19 protein-coding genes and 1 pseudogene are annotated in these 24,303 nt (G+C 65.9%); 6 read left to right on the top strand and 14 right to left on the bottom strand.

Annotated elements, in window-relative coordinates; genetic code table 11:
• Window positions 1-119: 119 nt before the first annotated feature.
• Entirely contained in the window at window positions 120-1,613 is a 1,494-nt protein-coding gene (gene guaB, locus P0R31_RS21045) for an IMP dehydrogenase (RefSeq protein WP_275516005.1), read from the bottom strand.
• A 485-nt stretch (window positions 1,614-2,098) separates the two neighbouring features.
• Between guaB and P0R31_RS21050 the strand changes: the two genes are divergently transcribed.
• Window positions 2,099-3,589 (top strand): MFS transporter, encoded by a 1,491-nt coding sequence (locus P0R31_RS21050; RefSeq protein ID WP_275516006.1) that lies wholly within the window; start codon window positions 2,099-2,101, stop codon window positions 3,587-3,589.
• Window positions 3,590-3,688: 99 nt separating this feature from the next.
• Here P0R31_RS21050 and P0R31_RS21055 read toward each other — a convergent pair whose 3' ends face one another.
• Entirely contained in the window at window positions 3,689-4,387 is a 699-nt protein-coding gene (locus tag P0R31_RS21055) for an RlmE family RNA methyltransferase (RefSeq protein ID WP_275516007.1), read from the bottom strand.
• 2 nt (window positions 4,388-4,389) lie between these two features.
• Entirely contained in the window at window positions 4,390-5,463 is a 1,074-nt protein-coding gene (locus tag P0R31_RS21060; RefSeq protein ID WP_275516008.1) for a Ppx/GppA phosphatase family protein, read from the bottom strand.
• A gap of 210 nt (window positions 5,464-5,673) precedes the next feature.
• Between P0R31_RS21060 and P0R31_RS21065 the strand changes: the two genes are divergently transcribed.
• A complete protein-coding gene (locus tag P0R31_RS21065) occupies window positions 5,674-8,046 on the top strand; it encodes a xanthine dehydrogenase family protein molybdopterin-binding subunit (protein WP_275516009.1) in 2,373 nt (790 codons plus the stop codon).
• Between the two features lie 181 nt (window positions 8,047-8,227).
• Here P0R31_RS21065 and P0R31_RS21070 read toward each other — a convergent pair whose 3' ends face one another.
• A complete protein-coding gene (locus P0R31_RS21070) occupies window positions 8,228-9,028 on the bottom strand; it encodes a hypothetical protein (RefSeq protein ID WP_275516010.1) in 801 nt (266 codons plus the stop codon).
• A gap of 105 nt (window positions 9,029-9,133) precedes the next feature.
• On the opposite strand from P0R31_RS21070, the gene P0R31_RS21075 reads away from it, so the two are divergent.
• From P0R31_RS21075 to P0R31_RS21085, 3 genes are all read left to right on the top strand, one after another.
• A complete protein-coding gene (locus P0R31_RS21075; RefSeq protein WP_275516011.1) occupies window positions 9,134-9,625 on the top strand; it encodes a YaiI/YqxD family protein in 492 nt (163 codons plus the stop codon).
• Between the two features lie 2 nt (window positions 9,626-9,627).
• Window positions 9,628-11,439 carry an ABC-F family ATP-binding cassette domain-containing protein gene (locus tag P0R31_RS21080; protein ID WP_275516012.1) on the top strand — a complete coding sequence of 604 codons (1,812 nt, stop codon included), beginning with the start codon at window positions 9,628-9,630 and terminating at the stop codon, window positions 11,437-11,439.
• Window positions 11,440-11,547: 108 nt separating this feature from the next.
• On the top strand, window positions 11,548-12,627 hold the full coding sequence (locus P0R31_RS21085; protein ID WP_275516013.1) for a D-TA family PLP-dependent enzyme: 1,080 nt from the start codon (window positions 11,548-11,550) through the stop codon (window positions 12,625-12,627).
• Between the two features lie 117 nt (window positions 12,628-12,744).
• Here P0R31_RS21085 and P0R31_RS21090 read toward each other — a convergent pair whose 3' ends face one another.
• The 8 genes and pseudogenes from P0R31_RS21090 to P0R31_RS21125 all read right to left on the bottom strand — a co-directional run bounded on the left by P0R31_RS21090 (window position 12,745) and on the right by P0R31_RS21125 (window position 22,041).
• Window positions 12,745-13,962: an NAD(P)/FAD-dependent oxidoreductase gene (locus P0R31_RS21090; RefSeq protein ID WP_275516089.1), complete on the bottom strand. Its 1,218-nt coding sequence runs from the start codon at window positions 13,960-13,962 to the stop codon at window positions 12,745-12,747.
• Complete coding sequence (locus P0R31_RS21095) at window positions 13,959-14,876, bottom strand: SDR family NAD(P)-dependent oxidoreductase (protein WP_275516015.1); 918 nt, start codon at window positions 14,874-14,876, stop codon at window positions 13,959-13,961. Before P0R31_RS21095 ends, P0R31_RS21090 begins: the two co-directional genes overlap by 4 nt.
• A 231-nt stretch (window positions 14,877-15,107) precedes the next feature.
• Window positions 15,108-15,587, bottom strand: coding sequence for a MaoC family dehydratase (locus tag P0R31_RS21100; protein WP_275516017.1), 480 nt, complete (start codon window positions 15,585-15,587; stop codon window positions 15,108-15,110).
• On the bottom strand, window positions 15,588-17,306 hold the full coding sequence (locus P0R31_RS21105; protein ID WP_275516018.1) for an AMP-binding protein: 1,719 nt from the start codon (window positions 17,304-17,306) through the stop codon (window positions 15,588-15,590).
• Window positions 17,306-18,208, bottom strand: a pseudogene (mmsB, locus tag P0R31_RS21110) (3-hydroxyisobutyrate dehydrogenase); the annotation flags it as partial. The pseudogene mmsB and the gene P0R31_RS21105, both read right to left, overlap by 1 nt.
• Before the next feature lie 13 nt (window positions 18,209-18,221).
• Complete coding sequence (locus P0R31_RS21115) at window positions 18,222-19,286, bottom strand: enoyl-CoA hydratase/isomerase family protein (protein ID WP_275516019.1); 1,065 nt, start codon at window positions 19,284-19,286, stop codon at window positions 18,222-18,224.
• Entirely contained in the window at window positions 19,283-20,428 is a 1,146-nt protein-coding gene (locus tag P0R31_RS21120; protein WP_275516020.1) for an isobutyryl-CoA dehydrogenase, read from the bottom strand. The genes P0R31_RS21115 and P0R31_RS21120 overlap by 4 nt, the downstream gene beginning before the upstream one ends.
• Window positions 20,429-20,544: 116 nt before the next feature.
• Window positions 20,545-22,041, bottom strand: coding sequence for a CoA-acylating methylmalonate-semialdehyde dehydrogenase (locus tag P0R31_RS21125; protein ID WP_275516021.1), 1,497 nt, complete (start codon window positions 22,039-22,041; stop codon window positions 20,545-20,547).
• A gap of 102 nt (window positions 22,042-22,143) precedes the next feature.
• Between P0R31_RS21125 and P0R31_RS21130 the strand changes: the two genes are divergently transcribed.
• Complete coding sequence (locus P0R31_RS21130) at window positions 22,144-23,052, top strand: LysR family transcriptional regulator (RefSeq protein WP_275516022.1); 909 nt, start codon at window positions 22,144-22,146, stop codon at window positions 23,050-23,052.
• 3 nt (window positions 23,053-23,055) lie between these two features.
• Here P0R31_RS21130 and P0R31_RS21135 read toward each other — a convergent pair whose 3' ends face one another.
• Both P0R31_RS21135 and P0R31_RS21140 read right to left on the bottom strand, forming a co-directional pair.
• Window positions 23,056-23,673, bottom strand: a complete 618-nt coding sequence (locus P0R31_RS21135; RefSeq protein WP_275516024.1) for a TetR/AcrR family transcriptional regulator — start codon at window positions 23,671-23,673, stop codon at window positions 23,056-23,058.
• Between the two features lie 64 nt (window positions 23,674-23,737).
• Window positions 23,738-24,271, bottom strand: coding sequence for a PaaI family thioesterase (locus tag P0R31_RS21140; protein WP_275516027.1), 534 nt, complete (start codon window positions 24,269-24,271; stop codon window positions 23,738-23,740).
• Window positions 24,272-24,303 lie beyond the last annotated feature (32 nt).

Genomic DNA, 24,303 nt, shown 5'->3' on the forward strand with positions numbered 1-24,303 from the left:
CAACCCCACCTGAGCGACCGCGACGACAAGCTTATCCGAAATCCGGTCGCGGGCCGCTCCGGTCGAACCAAGCACGGCAATATCTTATCGCGCGCAAAACGCGCGCGCGACCGAAGCGCCTAGCCCCCGCCCGGATAGTTCGGGCTCTCGCGCGTGATGGTGACGTCGTGGACGTGGCTTTCGCGCAGGCCCGCGCCGGTGATGCGGACGAACTGGGCCTTGTCGTGCAGCTCCTTCATGTCGCGTGCGCCGACATAGCCCATCGCGGCGCGCAAGCCGCCGGCGAGCTGGTGCATGACGTTGCCGACCGGGCCCTTGTAGGGCACCTGGCCCTCGATGCCTTCAGGCACGAGCTTGAGCGTGTCCTTGATGTCCTGCTGGAAGTAACGATCGGCCGATCCACGCGCCATCGCGCCGACCGAGCCCATGCCGCGATAGGCCTTGTAGGAACGGCCCTGCCACAGGAATACTTCGCCGGGTGTCTCGTCGGTGCCGGCGAGCAGCGAGCCGACCATGGCAATGTCGGCGCCGGCCGCGAGCGCTTTCGCAAGGTCGCCGGAATATTTGATGCCACCGTCAGCGATGACGGGGATGTCGGCCTTCTTCGCCGCGTCGACCGCATCCATGATCGCGGTGAGCTGGGGCACACCGACGCCGGCGACGATGCGCGTGGTGCAGATCGAGCCCGGGCCGATGCCGACCTTGATGCAATCCGCGCCCGCGTCTATCAGCGCCTGCGCGCCTTCCGTGGTCGCGACGTTGCCGGCGACCACCTGCACCGAATTGGACAGGCGCTTGATGCGGTTCACCGCCTGCAGCACGTGACGGGAATGACCGTGCGCGGTGTCGACGACGACGAGGTCGACGCCGGCATCGATCAGCCGCTCGGTGCGCTCGAAGCCGGTATCGCCGACCGTGGTGGCGGCAGCGACGCGAAGACGCCCCTGCCCGTCCTTGCAGGCGAGCGGATGGGCAACCGCCTTCTCCATGTCCTTCACGGTGATGAGCCCGACGCAGCGATATTGATCGTCGACGACCAGCAGCTTCTCGATGCGGTGCTGGTGCAGCATCCGCCGCGCCTCGTCCTGGTTGACGTTCTCACGGACCGTGACGAGCCCTTCGCGGGTCATCAGCTCGGAGACTTTTTGCCGGCGGTCGGTGGCAAAGCGCACGTCGCGGTTGGTGAGGATGCCGACCAGCTTGCCGGGCGTGTTCTTGCCGGCGCCGGTGACGACGGGAATGCCGGAGATGCCGTGATCGCTCATCAGCTTGAGCGCGTCGTCGAGCGTGGCGTCGGGGCTGATGGTGAGCGGGTTCACCACCATGCCGGACTCGTAACGCTTGACCTGCCGCACCTGGGCGGCCTGCCCTTCGGGATCGAAATTGCGGTGGATGACGCCGAGGCCGCCGGCCTGCGCCATGGCGATCGCCATGCGGGCCTCGGTGACGGTGTCCATGGCCGAGGCCATGATCGGGATGTTGAGCGGAATGGCGCGGGTGACCCGGGAGCGGATGTCGACCTCGCCGGGCATGACGTCGGACAGGCCCGGCTTCAACAGCACGTCATCGAACGTAAAGGCTTCGCGGATGCCCTGAAGTTGCACCGTGGCCATCTGCCAACTCCTTCCTGCGGCCTTGCCGCAAATGCTAATGGATGAGCGCCGCCCTCGGCGTCCCTTGCGGCAACGCCTTGAGAATCGGAGCCCATCGGTGGGGTTGACGCGGGTCGATAGCACGGCCGCGTGACGAATCAAAGCAATTCGGGCCGCTGGCCAGCCATGCACAGGGGTTTTTGGGCCTCCAGGCGGGGACAGCCCCATGCGCCAGCCCAACCCCGACCCGTCATTCCGGGGCGCGACGAAGTCGCGAACCCGGAATCCATCTCGCAGCAGCGCTGCGGCCCAATGGATTCCGGGCTCGCGCCAAGGGGCGCGCGCCGGAATGACGGCGGAGGGAGAAGGGACGCCCCCGGAATGACGGAAGACGGTCACACCGTTGTTACGCGGGATTTGGGTGCCATGCGTGGATCCGCAATGGTCGGCGGCGGACGGCGGTGATAAGCCGCAACTCCACCCCTCCTTCCGATTTCATTATCCTTATGGTCGACAAGCAACGCGTCATTCCGCTGATCGTGGCCACGGCTCTGTTCATGGAGAACATGGATTCGACCGTGATCGCCACCTCGCTGCCGGCGATCGCGGCCGACATCGGCACCAGCCCGCTGACGCTGAAGCTCGCGATCACCTCCTATCTGCTGTCGCTCGCGGTATTCATTCCCGCGAGCGGCTGGACCGCCGACCGGTTCGGCGCGCGGATGGTGTTCGCGATCGCGGTCGGTGTGTTCATGGTCGGCTCGGTCGGCTGCGCGCTCTCGACCTCGGTCACCGATTTCGTGTTCGCGCGCATCCTGCAAGGCATGGGCGGCGCGATGATGACGCCGGTCGGGCGCCTCGTGCTGCTGCGCTCGGTCGACAAGAGAGCGCTGGTCAATGCCATGGCCTGGGTGACGGTCCCTGCCCTGATCGGCCCGGTGATCGGCCCGCCGCTTGGCGGCTTCATCACGACCTATGCGTCCTGGCACTGGATCTTCCTGATCAACATCCCGATCGGGCTGCTCGGCATCTTCATGGCGCTGCGCTTCATCGATCCCATCAAGAGCGAGACGCGGGAGCCGTTCGATCTCTATGGCATGGTGCTCTCTGGGCTGGGGCTCGCAGGCATCGCCTTCGGCCTTTCCGTCGCCGGGCTCAATCTGCTGCCATGGAGCACGGTGGCAGCGCTGGTCGTGGGCGGAGCGATCTCGATGACGCTCTACGTCATCCACGCGCGGCGAACCGGATCGCCGGTGCTGGACTTCTCACTCCTGAAGCTGCCGACGCTGCGCGCAGCCGTGTTCGGCGGCTTCCTGTTCCGGCTCGGCATCGGCGCACTGCCGTTCCTGCTGCCGCTCCTGATGCAGATCGGCTTCGGCCTGTCGCCGTTCCATTCCGGCCTCGTGACCTTCGCCTCCTCGCTCGGGGCGATGGGCATGAAGACGCTGGCTGCGCGGATCATCCGCACGTTCGGCTTCCGCAATTTGATGACGGTGAACGCGATCATCAGCGCGTTCTTCCTCGGCGTCTGCGCGCTGTTCACGGTGACGACGCCGCTGCTCATCATCATGGTCATCCTGGTGGTCGGCGGCTTCTTCCGCTCGCTGGAGTTTACCGCGATCAACACGGTCGCCTATGCCGACGTCGAGACCGCGCAGATGAGCCGCGCCACCACCCTCGTCAGCGTCAACCAGCAGCTCGCGATCTCGGCCGGCGTCGCCGTCGGCGCGGCCTGCGTCGAGACCACGATGTGGTTCAGCCATGTCAGCGAGCTCAACGCCACCGTGTTCGCGCCCGCCTTCGTCGTGGTGGCGCTGACCTCGGCGGCATCGAGCTGGTTCTTCTGGCAGATGCCCGCGGACGCCGGCCACGAGATTTCGGGACGCAAGGCGGTGGAGATCGCGAGCCGCAAGGGTGCCGGCAAGGGCGCAGAGAAGGCCGCGGTCAAGGCGGCGTCCGAGGATACGCAGGACGTGCGGGATCAACGGCTGGGGTAGTATCGGTCTCGTCATTGCGAGCGCAGCGAAGCAATCCAGACCGTTTCCGCGGAGGGATTCTGGATTGCTTCGTCGCTTCGCTCCTCGCAATGACGGCGGCTACGCCGTTTCTCCGCCGCGAAATCCCGTCGCGAGCACGTAGCGCTCCGAGGAATCCTGCCGGCTCGCCGCCGGCTTGACGTGACGCACGGTGGCAAAATCGCGCTTGAGCTGGGCCAGCAGCTCGGCGTCGGCGCCGCTCTGGAACGTCTTTGCCAGGAAACTGCCGCCGGGTTTGAGCACGTCGCAGGCGAACGCGGCCGCGGTCTCGACCAGGCCGACAATGCGGAGCTGGTCGGTCTTGCGATGGCCGGTGGTGTTGGCGGCCATATCGGACATCACGACGTCGGCCTTGCCGCCGAGCATCGCGGTCAGCTTCTCCGGCGCGTCGTTGTCCATGAAGTCGAGCTGCGCGAAATCGACGCCGGGAATCTCCGGCATCTCCAGCAAGTCGATCGCGACGACCTTGCCCTTGCCTTCCGTGGAGCCGACGCGCTTGGCGGCGATCTGGCTCCAGCCGCCGGGCGCCGCGCCGAGATCGACCACGGCCATGCCGGGCTTGAGAAGCCGGAACTTGTCGTCCATCTCCAGCAGCTTGAACGCGGCGCGCGAGCGATAGCCCGCCGCCTTGGCCTTGGCGACATAGGGATCGTTGAGCTGCCGCTCCAGCCACAGCTTCGACGACAATTTGCGCTTGCCGCCGGTCTTGACCTTGGTCTTGACTTGGACGTGCAAGCGGCCGGTGGTGTCCTTGGCCATACTCACCAGCTCCTGAGCGCGCCGTCCTCGCGCATCATCTCGACCAGCATGCCCTCGCGCAAGCCGCGGTCGGCGACGCGCAGGCGCGGCAGCGGAAAGGCGCGGCGGATAGCGTCGAGGATGGCGCAGCCTGCCAGCACGAGATCGGCACGCTCGACGCTGATGCAGCTGTTGGCGGCACGCTCCTCGTAGCTCATGCCGAGCAGCTTGTTGATGGTCGCGGTTATGTCGGCATCGTTCATCCAGATGCTGTCGATGCGGCGGCGGTCGTAGCGCGCCAGATTGAGATGGATGCCGGCCAGCGTCGTCACCGTGCCCGACGTGCCGAGCAGGTGCATGTCGGCGAGATCGCGGCCGTGCTCCTCGGCGAACGGCGCGACGTGGTTTGCGACCTCCTGCTCCATCGCCGCATAGATCTCCGGCGTGACGTCACGCCCGCCGAACTGCTCGGCGAGCGTGACCACACCATAGGGGATCGACATCCAGGCTCTTATACGCGGGTCCGGGTTTTCCGGGTCGCGCTCGATGCGCACCAGCTCGGTGGAGCCGCCGCCGATGTCGAACAGGATCGCGCCGCGTCCCCTGGGATCGACCAGCGGCGAGCAGCCGAGCACGGCGAGTGCGGCCTCGGTCTCGCGGTCGATCACCTCGAGCTCGATGCCGGTCTCGGCCGCAACGCGGCTGCGGAAACCTTCCGCGTTCGAAGCCGCGCGGCAGGCTTCGGTCGCGATCAGCCGCAGCCGCCGCGCCTTCCGCAAATTGATCTTGTCGCGGCAGATGCTGAGCGCGGCGATGGCGCGCTCGATCGCGGCTTCGCTGATGCAGCCCGTGGCCGAGACGCCCTCACCGAGCCGGATGATGCGCGAGAAGGAATCGACCACGCGAAAGCCGTCCTGGGTCGGACAGGCGATCAGCAGCCTGCAATTGTTGGTGCCGAGGTCCAGCGCCGCATAGACGCCGGTTCCCGGCGCCTGCGCGCCGACGGCCGGATCGGTGGCCAACGCCACCGCCGCCATCGACCCCTCGAGCTCGCTATGCGGCGCATGGCCGTCGCGGAGCCGCGTGTGGTCATTCATACAAACTGTCTTTCCGCGGCCGGTCGGGCCGGTCTGGAATTGATTATTCGCCTGAAACATTAGCAGCGCGGCAGGCCTGCGCAACAACGCATCACATGGGACCATGTCCAATCGTGCGTTGTCGTGAACGGGGGTGGTGGGTTATCTGAGGGAGTCCGGTGCTCCGCTGCCGCGAAAATGCGCAAATACCGGCTTTTCAGGTCAATTCCCATGCAAGAACACACCAAATCGTCGACGCTTGAGAACGCTATTGCACTGCAAAAGTATGGCGTCGGGCAACCGGTCCGCCGCAAGGAGGACGACACGCTGGTGCGCGGCAAGGGCCGCTACACCGACGATTTCAACCTGCCGAACCAGGCCTATGCCGTGGTCGTCCGCTCGACCCATGCCCATGGCATCATCCGCGGCATCGGCCTCGATGCCGCCAAGGCGATGCCGGGCGTGGTGGGGGCGTGGACCGGGAAGGATCTCGATGCCGCCGGCTACGGCCCCTTCACCTGCGGCCTGCCGCTGAAGAGCCGCGATGGCTCGCCCCTGCTCCAGACCAACCGCCAGCCGCTGGCGACCGACAAGGTCCGCTTCGTCGGCGATCCCGTCGCGTTCGTGGTGGCGGAAACGCTGGCCCAGGCGCGCGACGCGGCCGAGGCGGTCGAGCTCGACATCGAACCGCTGCCGGCGGTGACCGACCCCGAGGCAGCCGCCAAGCCCGGCGCGCCGCAGCTCTATGACCACATCCCGAACAATGTCGCGCTCGACTACCATTACGGAGACATGGACAAGGTGAACGCGGCCTTCGCCAACGCCGCCCATGTCACCAAGCTCGACATCGAGAACACCCGTGTCGCCGTGGTCTCGATGGAGCCGCGCGTGGGGCTTGCCTCCTACGACAAGAAGACCGAGCGCTACACGCTTCAGGTGCCGACGCAGGGCGTCGCCGGCAATCGCGCCAATCTCGCGAAGAACCTGAAGGTGCCGAACGAGAAGGTGCGCATCCTCACCGCCAATGTCGGCGGCTCCTTCGGCATGAAGAACATCAACTATCCAGAGTACATGTGCATTCTGTATGCGGCGAAGGCATTGGGACGCCCGGTGAAGTGGCTGGACGAGCGCTCGACCAGCTTCCTCTCCGACAGCCACGGCCGCGCACAGAAGATCCACGCCGAGCTCGCGCTCGATGCCGAGGGGCACTTCCTCGCGGCAAAGCTGTCCGGCTACGGCAATCTCGGCGCCTACATCACCGGCGTCGCGCCTGGGCCGCTTTCGCTCAACACCGGCAAGAACTTCTCCAGCGTCTACCGCACGCCGCTGATGGCGGTCGACATCAAGGTGGTGCTCACCAACACCACGCTGATGGGGGCCTATCGCGGCGCCGGCCGGCCCGAGGCAAACTATTACATGGAGCGCCTGATCGACCGCGCCGCCGACGAGATGGGCATCAACCGGCTGACCTTGCGCAAGCGCAACTTCATCAAGCCGAACCAGATCCCGTTCGCGGCGTCCTCCGGCGTCACCTATGATAGCGGCGACTTCCAGGCCGTGTTCAACAAGGCGCTCGAAATCTCCGACCACGAGAACTTCGCCAAGCGCAAGAAGGAGAGCAAGAAGGCCGGCAAGCTGCGCGGCATCGCGGTCGGCTCCTATCTCGAGGTCACCGCGCCGCCGAGCCCCGAGCTCGGCAAGATCGTGTTCGACCCTGACGGCACCGTGCAGCTCATCACCGGCACGCTCGACTACGGCCAGGGCCATGCCACGCCGTTCGCGCAGGTGCTGTGCGAGCAGCTCGGCGTCCCCTTCGAGAGCGTGAAGCTCGTGCAGGGCGACAGCGACATCGTCCATACCGGCAACGGCACCGGCGGCTCGCGCTCGATCACCGCGAGCGGCCAGGCCATTGTGGGGGCCGCAAAGCTCGTCATCGAGAAAGGCAAGCGCGCCGCTGCACATATGCTGGAAGCATCCGAGGCCGATATCGAGTTTGCCGACGGCAGCTTTACGATCGCCGGCACCGATCGCAGCATCGACATCATGGAGCTCGCCAAGCGCCTGCATGACGGCAAGGTGCCGGAGGGCGTGCCTGACAGCCTCGATGTCGACCACACCAGCGATCCAGTCGCCTCGGCGTTCCCGAACGGCTGCCACGTCGCCGAGGTCGAGATCGACCCGGACACCGGTGTGGTGCAGATCGTGCGCTACAGCGCGGTCAACGATTTCGGCACGGTGATCAACCCGATGCTGGTCGCGGGCCAGCTCCATGGCGGCGTGGTCCAGGGCATCGGCCAGGCGCTGATGGAGCATATCCGCTACGACGAGAGCGGCCAGCCGATCACGGGCTCGCTGATGGACTACGCCCTGCCTCGTGCGGAGGACGTTCCCAACATGACGGTCGGCGATCACCCGGTGCCCGCCACCACCAATCCCCTCGGCAGCAAGGGCTGCGGCGAAGCCGGCTGCGCCGGCAGCCTGTCGACGGTGGTGAACGCGGTGCTCGACGCGCTGTCGGAGTACGGCATCAAGCACATCGACATGCCGCTGACCCCCGAGCGGGTGTGGCGCGCGATCCAGGATGCGAAGGCCAAGGCGGCGTAAGGGGGGCTCTTCCGCAGACGGTTGTTCGCCGCGTCCACACGCACAGCTGTCATCGCCCGACTTGATCGGGCGATCCAGTACTCCGAGGCAGTCGTGATTCATGGATGGGCCGCGGCGTACTGGATGCCCCGGTCAAGCCGGGGCATGACACCGCGTTTGTGGTGACAGGCTTGCCCGCGACCTACGCCGCCGCCTGCTCGCGCGGCTGGTAGATCGCGGTGTGCTGGCAATGCGCGAGCGGCGTCGTGCCGTTGGCGACAACAAGCGCATCGAGCTCGACGAAGCGGTGGCCCTTCTTCTCGTAGTTCGCAGCGACTTTTGCGCGCGCGGTGATCTCGTCGCCGGCCCGGGCGGCGGATAGCAGCTGCATGCGGCTGCCGACGTGGATCCAGGGACCCAGGATGGTGTTGTCGACCAGCACGCGGTTCATGACGCGCTGGATCAGGCCGGGATGGCCGAGCCCCTCGCGCGCAAAAATCGGATCGGTCTCCCTGACGTCAGTGAGATAATCGGCCGCATCCTGACCCGCCCAGCGGCGCGGCGTCGTGCCCAGCCATTTTCCGGTCTCGAACGTCGCCGGGCTGACCGGCTTTCGCTCGGCAATCGCGGGGACCTCGACATAGTCGCTCAACGACACCGCGGGCGCTGCCGCCGGCAGCGAAGCCGTCCCGGTGGCGCACAGCTCGGTGCGACTGAACACCTCGATGGTCAGCAGGCCCTCGTGCTCGGTCGCATCGACATCGGCGGTCTCGCCGTCATAGACCGGCTTGATGAAGCGGGCCTCGACCAGCCCGCGAGACAGGAAATCACGGCCCCAGCGCGCGATCGGCACGTGCATCATGTAGGCGAAGACGTCGACGCCGGGGACCAGCCCGCCGGAAAAGCCGAAGCGGCGCGCCACATTGTCATCGTGCATCTTGTTTTCGGATTGCTTGGCGGTGTTGTAGGCCTCGACGCGGTAGGTTTCGAGCCGGTTCGGCATGGCTTGGCTTCCCATATTCTTATTGTTTCAGGAGCGATCGTAGGGCCTGAGGAACTGGGGTCAATCCCCTCGCCTTTGCGGCCCGAATGGGGTACCACGCGGCGAATGACCGACACTCCCACCCGCATCTATGTCGATGCCGACGCCTGTCCGGTGAAGGACGAGATCTACCGTGTCGCGCTCCGGCACGGTGTGCCCGTGAGCGTCGTTGCCGGCAATTTCATTCGCGTCCCGCAGGACCCCTTGATCGAGCGCATCGCCGCAGGCGCCGGCATGGACGCCGCGGACGACTGGATCGTGGAGCGCGTCAGGCCCGGCGACGTCGTCGTGACGTCGGACATTCCGCTGGCCAGCCGCTGCGTCAAGGCGGGCGCCGACGTGATCGCCCCGAACGGCAAGCCTTTCACCGAGGAGTCGATCGGCATGACGCTGGCGGTGCGCAATCTGATGACGGATCTGCGTTCGGCGGGCGAAGTCACCGGCGGCCCGCGCTCGTTCTCGCCGCGAGACCGCTCCGCGTTCCTCTCGGCGCTCGACCAGACGCTGCGCCGGATCCAGCGCCGCCGCGCAGATCAGGCCGCAACGGGCCAAGGTTAGCCATGGCCCCGCCGCTGATCCAACTCAAAGATATCAGGCTGACCTTCGGCGGCACGCCGCTGCTGTCGGGCGTCGAGCTCAACGTCGCGCCATCCGAACGGGTCTGCCTGATCGGCCGCAACGGCTCCGGCAAGTCGACGCTGCTGAAGATCGCGGCCGGCATTGTCGAGCCGGACTCCGGCACGCGGTTCGTGCAGCCGGGCGCAACGGTGCGCTACCTGCCGCAGGAGCCGGATTTCGGCGCGCACAAGACCACGCTGGCCTATGTCGAGTCCGGGCTCGCGCCGGGGGACGACCAGCACCAGGCGCGCTATCTCCTGGAGCAGCTCAGCCTCACCGGCGAGGAGAACCCGCACGACCTCTCCGGTGGCGAGGCGCGCCGCGCCGCGCTGGCCTTCGTGCTGGCGCCCTCGCCCGACATTCTGCTGCTGGACGAGCCGACCAACCATCTCGATCTCGCCACCATCGAGTGGCTCGAGCAGGAGCTCGACGGCCGCCGCAGCGCGCTCGTCATCATCAGCCATGACCGCCGCTTCCTCACCAATCTGTCGCGCTCCACCGCCTGGCTCGACCGCGGCCGGATCAAGCAGATCGACCGCGGCTTTGCCTCGTTCGAGGCCTGGCGCGACGAGGTGCTCGCGGAAGAGGAGCGCGACCAGCACAAGCTCGACCGCAAGATCGTCGACGAGGAGCACTGGCTGCGCCACGGCGTCTCCGGCCGCCGCAAGCGCAACGTCAAGCGGCTCGCCAATCTACATGCGCTGCGCGCCCAGCGCCGCAACTATCGCGGCACGGCCGGCAGCGCCAACCTCGCAGCCAGCGAAGCCGAGCAGTCCGGCAAGCTGGTGATCGAGGCCAAGGGCATCACCAAGGCCTTCGGCGAGCGCAAGATCGTTGAGAATTTCTCGACCCGCATTCAGCGCAGCGACCGGCTTGGCATCATCGGGCCCAACGGCGCCGGCAAGACCACGCTGGTCAATCTTCTAACCGGCGGCGCAGAGCCGGATTCCGGAACGGTGCGCCTCGGGGCCAATTTGGAGATAGCGACGCTCGATCAGCACCGCGAAAGCCTCGATCCTAAATCGACGCTGGCCGAAGCACTCACCGGCGGCCGCGGCGACCAGATCATGGTCGGCGGCAAGCCGAAGCACGTCGTCGGTTACATGAAGGACTTCCTGTTCGCGCAGGAGCAGCGCGGCACCCCGGTGGAAGTGCTCTCGGGTGGCGAGCGCGGCCGGCTGATGCTGGCGCGCGCGCTGGCAAAGCCGTCGAACCTCCTGGTGCTGGACGAGCCGACCAACGACCTCGATCTCGAGACGCTCGACGTGCTCGAGGAGATGCTCGGCGACTACGAAGGCACGGTGATCCTCATCAGCCACGACCGCGACTTCCTCGACCGCGTCGTCACCTCGGTGATTGCGCCGGAGGGGAGCGGCAAGTGGATCGAATATGCCGGCGGCTACAGCGACATGCTGAGCCAGCGCGGTGCGGACCTCAAGCGCGAGGCGGCGAAGGCGCAAGCTCCCGTGGAGAAGAAAGAGGAGCGCGCCGCCGCTCCCTCCTCCGCGCCCAAGCGGAAGCTGAGCTTCAACGAGAAGCACGCGCTGGAAACGCTGCCGAAGAAAATGGAAACGCTCCACGCCGATATTGCAAGATTGCAGCGCGTGCTCGACGATCCCAATCTCTATGCGAAAGATCGCAAAAAGTTCGACGACACGTCGGCCGCGATCGCCAGGGCGCACGAAGAACTGTCTGCCGCCGAAGAGCGCTGGCTCGAACTCGAAATGCTCCGTGAAGAAATTGAACAGGCTTGACTTGTAGGATGGGTAGAGCGCAGCGAAACCCATCGCGTAACGAGAAATGGTTCTGATGGGTTTCGCTTCGCTCTACCCATCCTACAGGACCGAAAATAGAGAGATCACATGACTACTCCCCTCGCCGCCAAAATCGCCCGCGAATACGGCACGCCCTGTGCCGTCATCGACATGGACAGGGTCGAGCGCAACATCGCGCGGATCCAGAAGGCCTGCGACGATGCCGGGATCGCCAATCGCCCCCACATCAAGACGCACAAGAACCCGACCATCGCCAAGATGCAGGTCGCGGCCGGCGCCAAGGGCATCACCTGCCAGAAACTGGGCGAAGCCGAGATCATGGCCAATGCCGGCATCGACGACATCCTGATCAGCTACAATCTGCTGGGCGACGAGAAGATGGCGCGCCTCGGCGCGTTGCAGGCGAAGGCCAACATGACGGTGGCTGCCGACAATTCAACCGTCGTCGCCGGCCTGCCCAAGGCGGCTGCGGCGTCAGGCCGCCCGCTCTCGGTCGTGGTCGAGTGCGATACCGGGCGCAAGCGCGCAGGCGTCGAGACCCCGGCCGAGGCCATTGCGCTGGCGCGCGAGATCGCGGCCTCCAAGGGACTCGCGTTCGCCGGCTTCATGCTGTATCCGACCGAGACCGGCTGGGCTGAGGCGCAGAAATTCTACGACGAGGCGCTGGCCGGCGTGCGCGCGCACGGGCTCGACGCCAAGATCGTCTCGACCGGCGGCACGCCGAACCTCGTCAACATCGGCAAGCTTAAGGGCGGTACCGAGCACCGCTTCGGCACCTACATCTACAACGATCGCATGCAGGTCGCCGCAGGTTCGGCGACCTGGGATGATTGCGCACTGCACATCTATTCGACGGTGGTGAGCCGCGCCGCGCCCGAGCGCGGCATTCTGGACGCCGGCTCGAAGACGCTGACCACCGACACCGGCGGGCTCGACGGCCACGGCCTGATCCTGGAGCATCCCGAGGCGAGGATCGCGAAGTTCGCTGAGGAGCACGGCTTCCTCGATCTCTCCCGCAGCAACACAAGGCCCAATGTCGGCGACGTCGTCCGCATCGTGCCGAACCATGTCTGCGTCGTCGTCAACATGATGGACGAGGTGGTGATGGTGCGCGGCGAGGAGATCATCGGCACGCTGCCGGTGGCGGCGCGGGGCAAGCTGCGGTAGGCGGTTCGCGCGCCGTTCCCACGGCCGTCTTTGCGAGGAGCTCTTGCGACGAAGCAATCCAGACGAGCTCCGAGGAGGGTTTCTGGATTGCTTCGCTGCGCTCGCAATGACGAGGGTTTAGCGTTTGACCCACTCCAGCACGCCTCTGCCCGCCGCAGCCCCGGTCGCGAACGACGCCTGCAAGAGATAGCCGCCGGTTGGCGCCTCCCAATCCAGCATCTCGCCGGCGACAAACACGCCCGGCAGCTTGCGCAGCATGAAGTGCTCGTCGAGCTCGTCGAACGAGATTCCGCCTGCCGTCGAGATCGCGCGATCGATCGGCGCTACGCCGGTGAGCTGAACCGGAACGGCGTTGACCAGATCTGCGAGCTCCGCCGGCGAGAACGCGGCCAGCGGGCGGCCGGCGGCAATGGCGGCTTCCTGCATCAGGCCGATGCCGACCGGCGACAATTGCGCCGCCTTGCGCAGGAAGTTCGCCAGCGATTGCTTGCCGCGCACGCCTGACAGCCGCGTGGTCAGCGCAGCGGCGTCGAGATCGGGCCGCAACGCGATCATCAGCGTCGCCTGCCCGAGATTCAGCACGGCCTCGCGCAGTTCCGCCGACAACGCGTAGATCGCGCCGCCTTCGATGCCGCTGCGGGTGATCATCGCCTCTCCGCGCACCGTGTGCGCGCCAATCGTCAGCGCCACGCCCTTCAGCGGCTGGCCTTCGAAACGGTCGCGGAACAGTTTGGACCAAGCGGCCGTGAAGCCGGAATTGGCCGGCCGCAGCTTCGAGATGGCAATGCCCTTTGCGGCGAGAATGTCGACCCAGCGTCCGTCCGAGCCGAGCCGCGGCCAGCTCGCGCCGCCGAGGGCGAGCAGAGTGGAGTTCGCTTCGATCGCGGAGACACCTTCCGGCGTCCGAAAGACCAGCCGGCCTTCGCCATCCCAGCCGATCCAGCGATGGCGAAACGCAAAGCGGACGCCGGCGGCGTCGAGCCGCCGCAGCCAGGCGCGCAACAAGGGCGAGGCCTTGAACGCCTTGGGAAACACGCGTCCGCTGCTGCCGACAAAGGTCGGCTCGCCCAGCGCCTCGCTCCAGGCGCGCAGCGCATCCGGCGAAAATGCCTCGACCGCCGCTTGCAGCTTCGGTGCGGCCTCGCGGTATCGCGTCATGAACTGCGGCAGCGGCTCGCTGTGGGTGAGATTGAGCCCGCCTCGGCCGGCCATCAGGAATTTGCGTCCCGCGGACGGCATCGCATCGTAGACGGTGACGCGGGCGCCGCCTTGCGCCAGCACCTCCGCCGCCATCAGCCCGGCGGGGCCGGCACCGATGACGGCGACGTCGGTCAGAGCTTGATCCCCGCCCGCGCCGCGGCCTGCGCGACGTATTTCTGCGTCTGCTCGAATGCGCCCGCCAGCGCCCTGGCCTTCGACATGTCGCTGATCTCGGCGAAATGGGCGGCGATCGCATCCGGCGTCCACTCGCTCTCCGGCAAGTTGATGCCTTCGCTCTCCAGGATCTTGATCACCGCAAACGAGCCGGCGCCGGCGCCCATGATGGTGCGGGTCGGCGCATCCTCGCTCAGCATGTACTCGACCGCGGGCGTGATCGCGTTCGGCTTCATCAGTTGCAGCGCCTGCGGCGGCAGCAGCTCCTCGGTCATGCGCGTCGCCGCGGTCGGTGAGATGATGTTGACGCGGATGTCGTTCTTGCGGCCCTCCTCGGCGAGCACGTTCATCAGGCCGACCATGCCGGATTTCGCGGCGCCGTAATTGGCCTGGCCGAAATTGCCGTAGAGACCGGAGGACGACGTCGTCAGCACGATGCGGCCGTAATTGCGGTCGCGCATGCCGGCCCAGGCTGCCTTGCAGCAATAGAAGGTGCCGACGAGATGCACGTCGAGCACCTTCTGGAAATCGGCCACCTCCATCTTGCCGAACGACTTGTCGCGCAGGATGCCGGCATTGGCGCACAAGAGGTCGACGCTGCCCCACTCCTTGGTGGCGCGCTCGACCATGGCGGTAACCTGCTCGAAATTGGAGACGTCGGCGCCGTCGGCCATCGCGGTGCCGCCGGCTTTGCGGATCTCCTCGACCACGGCCTCGGCCGGCGACAGCGAGCCGCCGCTGCCGTCGCGCGCGCCGCCGAAATCGTTGACCACGACCTTGGCGCCGCGGCTCGCCAGCCCCAGCGCATGCGCCTTGCCGAGACCATTGCCCGCGCCGGTGACGATGGCGACGCGTCCGTCGAACCTGATTGCCATGAGTAAAGTCCTTGTTCTTCCTTCCTTCTCCCCTTGTGGGAGAAGGTGGCGCGAAGCGCCGGATGAGGGGTTGCTTCGGCAGGCGAGTCCGCGGAGAGAGACCCCTCACCCGGCTTCGCGTTCCGCGAGGCCACCCTCTCCCACAGGGGGAGAGGGTGATATTCGCGTAAATTCGTCAGGCTTTTGAGCAGCGATGGGTTGCCGGGTCAAGCCCGGCAACGACGCCTCAGATCAAGCGAAATAGATCAACCCAAGCCAGTCGGCGACCAGCGCCGGCTTGTCCTCGCCCTCGATCTCGACCGTGACGTTGGTGCGGGACTGCAATTCGTTCGGCTTGCGGAGCTTGGCTTCCGCCAGCACGAAGCGGCCGCGCACGCGCTTGCCTGAGCGCACCGGCGAGATGAAGCGCAGCCTGTCGAAGCCGTAATTCACGCCCATCGTGGTGCCCGCGATCACGGGCATCACCTCGTAGGACATGATCGACAGCAGCGACATCGTGAGAAAACCGTGCGCGATGGTGGTGCCGAAGGCGGTCTCCTTCTTCGCGCGGTCCGGATCGACGTGGATGAACTGGTGATCCTCGATCACGTCGGCATAGCTGTCGATCCGCGGCTGGTCGATCAGATGCCACGACGATACGCCGATCTCCTTGCCGACCATGGCCTGATAGGCCTCGAGCGTAACAGGCGGCTTCTTCCAGACTTCGTTCACTTAGGTCTCACTCCGTGTCTTCGCCAGCTCCGGAAAATCCTCCTCGCGGAATTCCCGGCCGCGCAAGGGATCGCCCCGATCATCGTCGCGTTCGAGCCGTCGTAGCTGGACGCGGCGGATCTTGCCAGAGATGGTCTTCGGCAGCTCGGTGACGATTTCGAGGCGGCGGATGCGCTTGAACGGCGCCAGGCGCGCGTGCAGGTGCCTGAAGATTGACAGCGCGGTTTCCGGCGAGCGTTCTGCACCCGCGGTCAGCAGCACGAACGCCTTGGGGATCGCGAGCCGGATTGGATCCGGGCTCGGCACCACCGCAGCTTCCGCGACGAGCTCGTGCTCGAGCAACACGCTCTCCAGCTCGAACGGGCTGATGCGATAGTCGGAGGATTTGAAGACGTCGTCGGAGCGGCCGACGAAGGTCAAGTAGCCGTCCTCGTCCGCGAAAACGACGTCGCCACTGCGATAGAGCGCGCCTGCGGCGCCGGACAATTTGCCGTCGTCGCCCTGATAGCCCTGCATCAGGCCCGCGGGGCGGTCGGCGCCGAGCACCAGCGTCACCTCGCCCTCCTTTGCGGGATGGCCGTCGGCATCGCTGATCTGCACGCGATAGCCCGGCAGTGGCCGGCCCATCGAGCCGATCTTGATCGGCTGCCCCGGCGAATTGCCGGCGAGCGCAGTGGTTTCGGTCTGGCCGTAGCCGTCGCGGATGGTGATGCCCCAGGCGGCCTGCACCTGGTCGATCACTTCGGGATTGAGCGGCTCGCCGGCGCCGCAGACCTCGCGAAGCGCCACCTTGAAGGAGGCCAGGTTCTCCTGGATGAACAGCCGCCACACCGTTGGCGGCGCGCACAGCGTAGTGACGCCGCAGCGGCCGATGGTGGCGAGCAGCGCCTTGGCGTCGAAGCGCGGCTGGTTCACCACGAACACGGTCGCACCGGCATTCCACGGCGCGAAGAAGCAGCTCCAGGCGTGCTTGGCCCAGCCGGGCGAGGAGATGTTGAGATGGACGTCGCCGGGCTTCAGCCCGATCCAGTACATCGTCGAGAGATGGCCGACCGGATAGCTGCGCTGGCTGTGCCGAACGAGCTTTGGTTTTGCCGTGGTGCCCGAGGTAAAATACAGCAGCATCGGATCGTCGGCATTGGTCGGACCGTCGGGCGCGAAGCTTTCGGAAGCTTTTGCTGCTTCGTCATATGCAAGCCAACCGTCGGAGCCCGCGCCGACGACGATGCGAACGACATTCTCGGCGCCTAGGCTCGTGAATTTCGCGACCTGGTCCTGCGCGGCGACCACCGCCCTCGCCTTGCCGCGCTCGAGCCGGTCGCGCAACTCGTCGGCGGTGAGCAGCGTCGTGGCGGGAATGACGACCACGCCGAGCTTCATCGCCGCAAGCATCGTCTCCCACAGCGGAACCACATTGCCGAGCAGCAGCAGGAGATGATCGCCGCGCCGGAGGCCCTGCGCGCGGAGGAAGTTCGCGACCTGGTTGGAGCGGCGCGACAGCGCCGCGAAGGACAGCTTCGTCTGCTTGTCCTGCGCGGCATCGACGATCCAGAGCGCGGGCCGATCCTTGCTGTCCGCATCGGCCGCGAGCTCGGCGTCGAACCAGTCGAGCGCCCAGTTGAAATGAACCGGATCCGGCCAGCGGAAACCTTTGACCGCTGCCTCGTAGTCCGTACGGTGTTGCAGAAGGAACGCGCGTGCTTCCTGGAATGTGGTCATCAAGCTTTCCCGGCTAAACTCCTAACGTGCTGGATAATTCCGGAAAAATCCACCCCGCCCTGGCCGGCTGCGTCGAAAGACTGATAGATCTCCTGCGCATGCTTGCCGAGCGGCGTCGCCGCCCCCGCGGCCTTGGCCGCATCCTGCGCCAGGGTGAGGTCCTTCACCATCAGCGCCGAGGCAAAGCCCGGCTTGTAATCGTTGTTGGCCGGCGAGGTCGGCACCGGGCCCGGCACCGGGCAATAGGTCGTGAGCGACCAGCACTGGCCGGACGAGGTCGAAGCGACATCGAACAGCGCCTGATGCGAGAGCCCGAGCTTCTCACCGAGCGCGAAGGCTTCGCTCACCGCGATCATGGAAATGCCGAGGATCATGTTGTTGCAGATCTTTGCGGCCTGGCCCGCTCCGCCGCCGCCGCAATGCACGATCTTCTTGCCCATGTTCTCGAGCACGGGCTTTGCCGCGGCAAATGCCTTTTCCTCGCCGCCGCACATGAAGGTGAGCGTCGCGCCCTTGGCACCGCCCGTGCCGCCGGAGACCGGCGCATCGACCGAGAGCACACCGTGCTTGGCGGCGAGCGCGTGCGCGGCCCGCGCGCTTTCAACGTCGATGGTGGAGCTGTCGATGATCAGCGCACCCTTGGTCATGGCGGGCACGACCTCGTTCCAGACGCCGAGCACATGCTTGCCTGCGGGCAGCATGGTGACGACGACATCGGCGCCCTTCACCGCGGCGGGGGCGCTGTCGGCGATGCTGGCGCCATCGGCCTTGGCCTGATTGCGCGAGGCTTCGACGAGATCGAACGCCACCACCTTGTGGCCGGCCTTGACGAGGTTGGCAGCCATCGGGCCGCCCATGTTGCCGAGACCGATGAATGCGATCGTGGCCATTGTCGTTTCCTCCGCTGTCGCGTTGTTAGTTGAACTTCAGCTCGTCCGCGCCGATCTCGGCGAGATACGGCGCAAGCATGTTCGGCGTCACATCCTCGATCCGCGGCGGCGACCAGGTGGGGTTGCGGTCCTTGTCGATCACGGCGGCGCGCACGCCCTCGCGGAAATCGTCGCTGCGAAACACTTCCAGCGCGGCGCGGTATTCGCGCACCAGGCACTCTTCCAGGCTCGATCCGCGCGCCAGCCGCAGCAGCTTGAGCGTCACCACCATGCCGCGCGGCGATTTTTCGTTCAGCGTCTTCAGCGTGGCCAGCGCGAACTCGGAACCATCGCGCTTCAGCGCAGCGAAGATGTCCTCCATGCGGTCGAAGCCGAACAACACGTCGATGACGGGTTCCCTGGCGGCGACCGGCCCCGCAGTCTCGCCGGTGGCGAAGCCTTCGATGAGCTTGCTGACATCGGCAGCGGTCGCACCCGAGCGCACCTTCATCAGCGCCTCGCGCAGCTCCGGCAATCTTGCCGACGGCACGACCCAATCGGCAAACTTCGCATGGATCGCATCCGGCCCGTTCATGGTCTGGCCGGTCAGCCCGAAATAGGTGCCGATCTCGCCAGGTGAATGCGATAGCAGATAGGTGCCGCCGACATCGGGGAAGAAGCCGAGGCCGACTTCGGGCATCGCAAGCTTGGTGCGATCCGTGACGACACGATGGCTGGCATGGGCCGACAAACCGACGCCGCCGCCCATCACGATGCCGTCCATGAAGGCCACATAGGGTTTTGGAAACTTCTTGATCCGGGCATTGAGGATATATTCCTCGCGCCACAGGATCTTGCCGAGGTCGCCCTTGACCTTCGAGCTTTCCCAGAGCGTGCGGATGTCGCCACCGGCGCAGAGGCCGCGCTCGCCGGCGCCTTCGAGCAGGATCACGGCGACGGCGGGATCGGCCTCGAACCGGTCGAGCGCCTTCTCGATGTCGCGAAACATCTCGAGCGTCACCGCATTGATCGCCTTGGGACGATTGAGCCTGATGATGCCGGCCGCGCCCTCGACACGGGCGACGAGATCGCCCGCTTCCACTCCGCTCATCGTGCGCCCTCGATCAGTTTGCGCGCCACGATGAGCCGCATGATTTCATTGGTGCCTTCGAGGATCTGATGCACGCGCAAGTCGCGCACGATCTTCTCGATGCCATATTCACTGAGGTAACCGTAGCCGCCGTGAAGCTGCAGCGCGTGGTTGGCGACCTCGAAGCCGACATCGGTGCCGAAACGCTTGGCCATCGCGCACAGCATGGTGGCGTCGGGGTCCTTGCGGTCCAGCGCTGCCGCGGCACGCCACAGGAAGGTGCGCGCGGCCTCGAGCTCGATCGCCATGTCGGCGAGGCGGAATTGCAGGGCCTGGAATTCGTCGAGACGTTTGCCGAACGCCTTGCGCTCCTTCATGTAGGCGCGCGCCTTGTCGAGCGCGGTCTGAGCACCGCCGAGCGAGCATGCCGTGATGTTGAGGCGGCCGCCGTCGAGACCCGCCATCGCGATCTTGAAGCCTGTGCCCTCCTCGCTCAGGCGATTGGCCACAGGCACGCGGGCGTTCTCGAACATCACAGCGCGGGTCGGCTGTGCGTTCCAGCCCATCTTGCGCTCATTGGCGCCAAAGGAGACGCCGGGTGTCTTGCCGTCGATGACAAGGGTCGAGATGCCGCTCGGCCCGTCGCCACCGGTACGCACCATCGCGACCAGAACGTCGGTGCCGCCGGCGCCGGAGATGAACTGCTTCTGGCCGTTGAGCACATAATGATCGCCGTCGCGCACCGCGCGGGTGCGGAGCGCTGCCGCATCCGAGCCGGCACCCGGCTCGGTCAGGCAGTAGCTCGCGATCAGCTCCATGGTGCAGAGCTTCGGCAGCCATTGGTGGCGCTGGGTGTCGCTGCCGAAGGCATCGATCATCCAGCTCGCCATGTTGTGGATCGAGATGAAGGCCGAGGTCGTCGGGCAGCCCGTCGCCAGCGCCTCGAAGATCAGCGCCGCGTCGAACCGCGTCATGGCGGAGCCGCCAACATCCTCGCGAATGTAGATGCCGCCCATGCCGAGCGCTGCGGCTTCGCGCATGACGTCGACGGGGAAATGCTTCTCCTCGTCCCAGCGCAGCGCGTGCGGCGCGATCTTTTCCGCCGCAAACGCCAGCGCCATATCGCGAAGGACGACCTGATCCTCGTTCAGAGCGAACTGCATGCCGGCTGCTCACTGTTCTCGTCATTGCGAGGAGCGAAGCGACGAAGCAATCCAGTATGTCCGGAGAAAGTCTGGATTGCTTCGCTGCGCTCGCAAGGACGGGCTGGGCTACAGCCTTACTTCATCAGCGGGATCGAGAACTCCGCGCCTTCCTTGACGCCCGACGGCCAGCGCGAGGTCACCGTCTTGGTCTTGGTGTAGAAGCGGATCGAGTCGGGGCCGTGCTGGTTGAGATCGCCGAAGCCCGACTTCTTCCAGCCGCCGAAGGTGTAATAAGCGATCGGCACCGGGATCGGAACGTTGATGCCGACCATACCGACGTTGACCCTGGCCGCGAAGTCGCGCGCGGCATCGCCGTCGCGGGTGAAGATGGCAACGCCGTTGCCGTAGTCGTGCTCGGACGGTAGCGCCAGCGCCTCCTTGTAGTCGTGCGCACGCACGACCGAGAGCACGGGGCCGAAGATCTCTTCCTTGTAGATCCGCATGTCCTTGGTGACGTTGTCGAACAGCGAACCGCCGAGATAGAAGCCGTTCTCGTAGCCCTGCATCTTGAAGCCGCGGCCGTCGACTGCCAGCGTCGCACCTTCCTTGATGCCGATATCGATGTAGTTCTTGACCTTCTCGACGGCCTCGCGCGTGACCAGCGGACCGTAATCGGCGGACGGATCGATCGACGTGCCGATCTTCAAGGATTCGACGCGCGGGATCAGCTTTTCCATCAGGCGGTCGGCGGTGGACTTGCCGACGGGGACCGCGACGGAGACGGCCATGCAGCGCTCACCGGCGGAGCCGTAGCCGGCGCCGATCAGCGCGTCGACGGCCTGGTCCATGTCGGCGTCGGGCATGACGATGGCGTGGTTCTTGGCGCCGCCGAAGCACTGGCAGCGCTTGCCGGTCTGGGCGGCGCGCTCATAGATGTACTGCGCGATCGGCGTCGAGCCGACGAAACCGATGGCCTTGATATCGGGATCGTCGAGGATGGCGTCCACGGCTTCCTTGTCGCCGTTGACGACGTTGAGGATGCCGGCCGGCAGCCCGGCCTCCATCATCAATTCGGCGAGCTTCATCGGCACGCCGGGATCGCGCTCGGAGGGCTTGAGGATGAAAGCGTTGCCGCAGGCGATCGCGGGCGCGAACTTCCACATCGGGATCATCGCCGGGAAATTGAACGGCGTGATGCCGGCGACGACACCGAGCGGCTGGCGCATCGAATAGATGTCGATGCCGGGGCCGGCGCCTTCGGTGTACTCGCCCTTCATCAGATGCGGGATGCCGCAGGCGAACTCGACGACCTCGAGGCCGCGCTGGATGTCGCCCTTGGCATCGGGCACGGTCTTGCCGTGCTCGCGCGCGAGCAGCTCGGCGAGCTTGTCGTAATCGCGCTGGATCAGCTCCAAGAATTTCATCATGACGCGGGCGCGGCGCTGCGGGTTGGTCGCGGCCCATTCGGGCTGTGCGGCGCGCGCGTTCTCGACGGCGGCGCGGACCTCGGCCTTGGACGCCAGCGCCACCTTGGCCTGAACGTCACCGGTCATCGGCTCGAAAACGTCGGCGGTGCGGCCAGAGGTGCCCTTGACCTCCTTGCCACCGATGAAATGTCCGATTGAACGCATGGAATGGTCTCCTTCAGGCCGAGCGTGGTCGCTTTGACAAAACCTATTGACCTGCATTTTATAGGATTCAAGTCTGAGATAATGCACCATAGATGTGCGAAAATGCTGGATCAAGGCGCTATCGATTGGGACGACTTTCGCTTCGTGCTGGCCATCGTGCGGGGCGGCTCGGTGTCGGCTGCGGCAAAACAGCTGGGGGTCGACCATGCCACCGTGATCCGCCGCGTGGACCGGCTGGAGAAGCACCTCTCGGCCAAGCTGTTCGACCGGCGCAAGACCGGCTACCTCCTCACCGAGGCCGGCCAGCGCGTCGCCGACAGCGCCGAAACCATGGAATCGACCATCGTCGCCAATCAGGAGCAGGTCGGCGGCTCCGTGGCGCGGCTGACCGGGACGGTGCGGATCGGTGCCCCTGACGGCTTCGGTACCGCCTTCCTGGCGCCGCGGCTGGCGCCGTTCGCGGATCGCTATCCCGATCTCGATTTGCAACTTGTGGCCACCGCGCGGCTGTTCAGCCTCTCCAAGCGCGAGGCCGACATCGCCATCAGCCTGACCATGCCCAAGGAAGGCCGCATCGTCGGCCGCAAGCTGCTCGACTACCGCCTCGGGCTCTACGCAGCCCCCACCTATCTCGACCGCTTCCCTGAGATCACCGCGCGGCAGGACCTGACGCAGCACCGCTTCGTCGGCTACATCGAGGAACTCCTGTTCACGCCGGAGCTCGACTATCTGCCGCAGGTGTCGCCGCGGATCTCGGCGCGCTTCCGCAGCGCCAATCTGATCGCCCAGCTCAACGCCACGCTTTCAGGCTTCGGCATCGCGGTGCTGCCGCATTTCATGGCGAGCGACTATCCGCAGCTCGTGGCCGTGCTGCCCAACGAGATCTCGATCACGCGGACATTCTGGATGCTGATGCACGCCGACAGCAAGGACCTGGCGCGGATCAGGGCCGTGGCGGATTACATCAGCGAGATCGTGGAGCGCGAGCGGGCGTTGTTTGCAGGGCGCTAGCGTCTAGTTCTTCGCCTTCTTCGCGACGGCAACCTTCGGCTCACGCTTCGCTCCCTCGAGCGCGTGGTCCCGGCCCGCCTTCAGCATCTCGTCGGACAATTCGCTCGAGCCGGCGATGCGCGCGAGCAGCATGGTGCCCGCCATCGTCGCCAGCGTCGCGATCGCCTGCTTGCGTGCCGCCTTGCGCGGCATGTTCGGGATGGTGTCGGTCAGGGCCTCGATCATCTCGTCCAGCTTGCCGGCAAAGGCCTTGCGTGTCTTCGGGCTCTCGCGCGCGATCTCGGCTCCCAGCGCGGGAATCGAGCAGCCGTGACCGGGATTGTCGCGATGCAGCGTGGACAAATAGCTTTCCGCGATCAGCGCCAGCCGTTTTTCGGGAGCGGCCTCGCCGGTGAGCTTGCGCCAGTGTTCCATCGAACGATCCATGGCGTAGGCAAAGGCCTCGATCACCAGCGCCTCGCGGGAATCGAAATGCGCGTAAAAGCCGCCGTGGGTCAGGCCGGCCTCCTTCATGAGGTCGGCGACGCCGATACCGTGGGCACCCTTCTCCCGCAGCCGCACCGAGGCCTTCTTCACGATGCGATCGTGGGTTTCCTGCTTGTGTTCCCGGGAATAGCGCATGCGGAGCTCATTGGATGTCGGAGATCATCTCATAACACGCAAATGACGAAATGGGTGCATTAATTCATGTTAAGTTGCTTCCGATCATGGAAAACGTTGCAGTTGCGTGCACCGCGAGGGACCCCTTCCCGTCCCGGACGAAGCCTTCGGTGTAGCTGGTCTGACGCCCCAGCTTGATCACCTTGCCCTCGGCCGAGATCAGCCCCGAGCGGACCGACAGCGGGCGGAGATAGGTCAGCTTCAGATCGAGGGTCACCGCGCCTTGCCCGGCCTCGAGCCGCGTCGAGATGGCACATCCCATGGCCGTATCGAGCAGCGCCGCGGCGGTCGCGCCGTGGAGAAGACCGATGGTGTTTTCGAGATCCTCGCGCGGCTCCAGTTCCATGACGATCCGGCCGGGCTCGACCACCGCCATGATGAACCCGATGAGCTTGGCGAAGGGCGGCGGCGGCAGCCGGCCGTCGCGGATGCCAAGCATGGCATCCATGCCCGACAGGCCCATCGCCGCCCGCGCGACCGGCGCAGGCGCCTGCCAGTCCACCACGCGCTCGCGCCGTTGCATGGGCGAGAACAGGTCGGGTTGATCGTTATCGGTCATGGCAGCCTCTTTAAATGATATATATCATACTA

The sequence above is a fragment of the Bradyrhizobium yuanmingense genome (assembly GCF_029167105.1).
GTDB classification, from domain to species: Bacteria; Pseudomonadota; Alphaproteobacteria; order Rhizobiales; family Xanthobacteraceae; genus Bradyrhizobium; species Bradyrhizobium yuanmingense_A.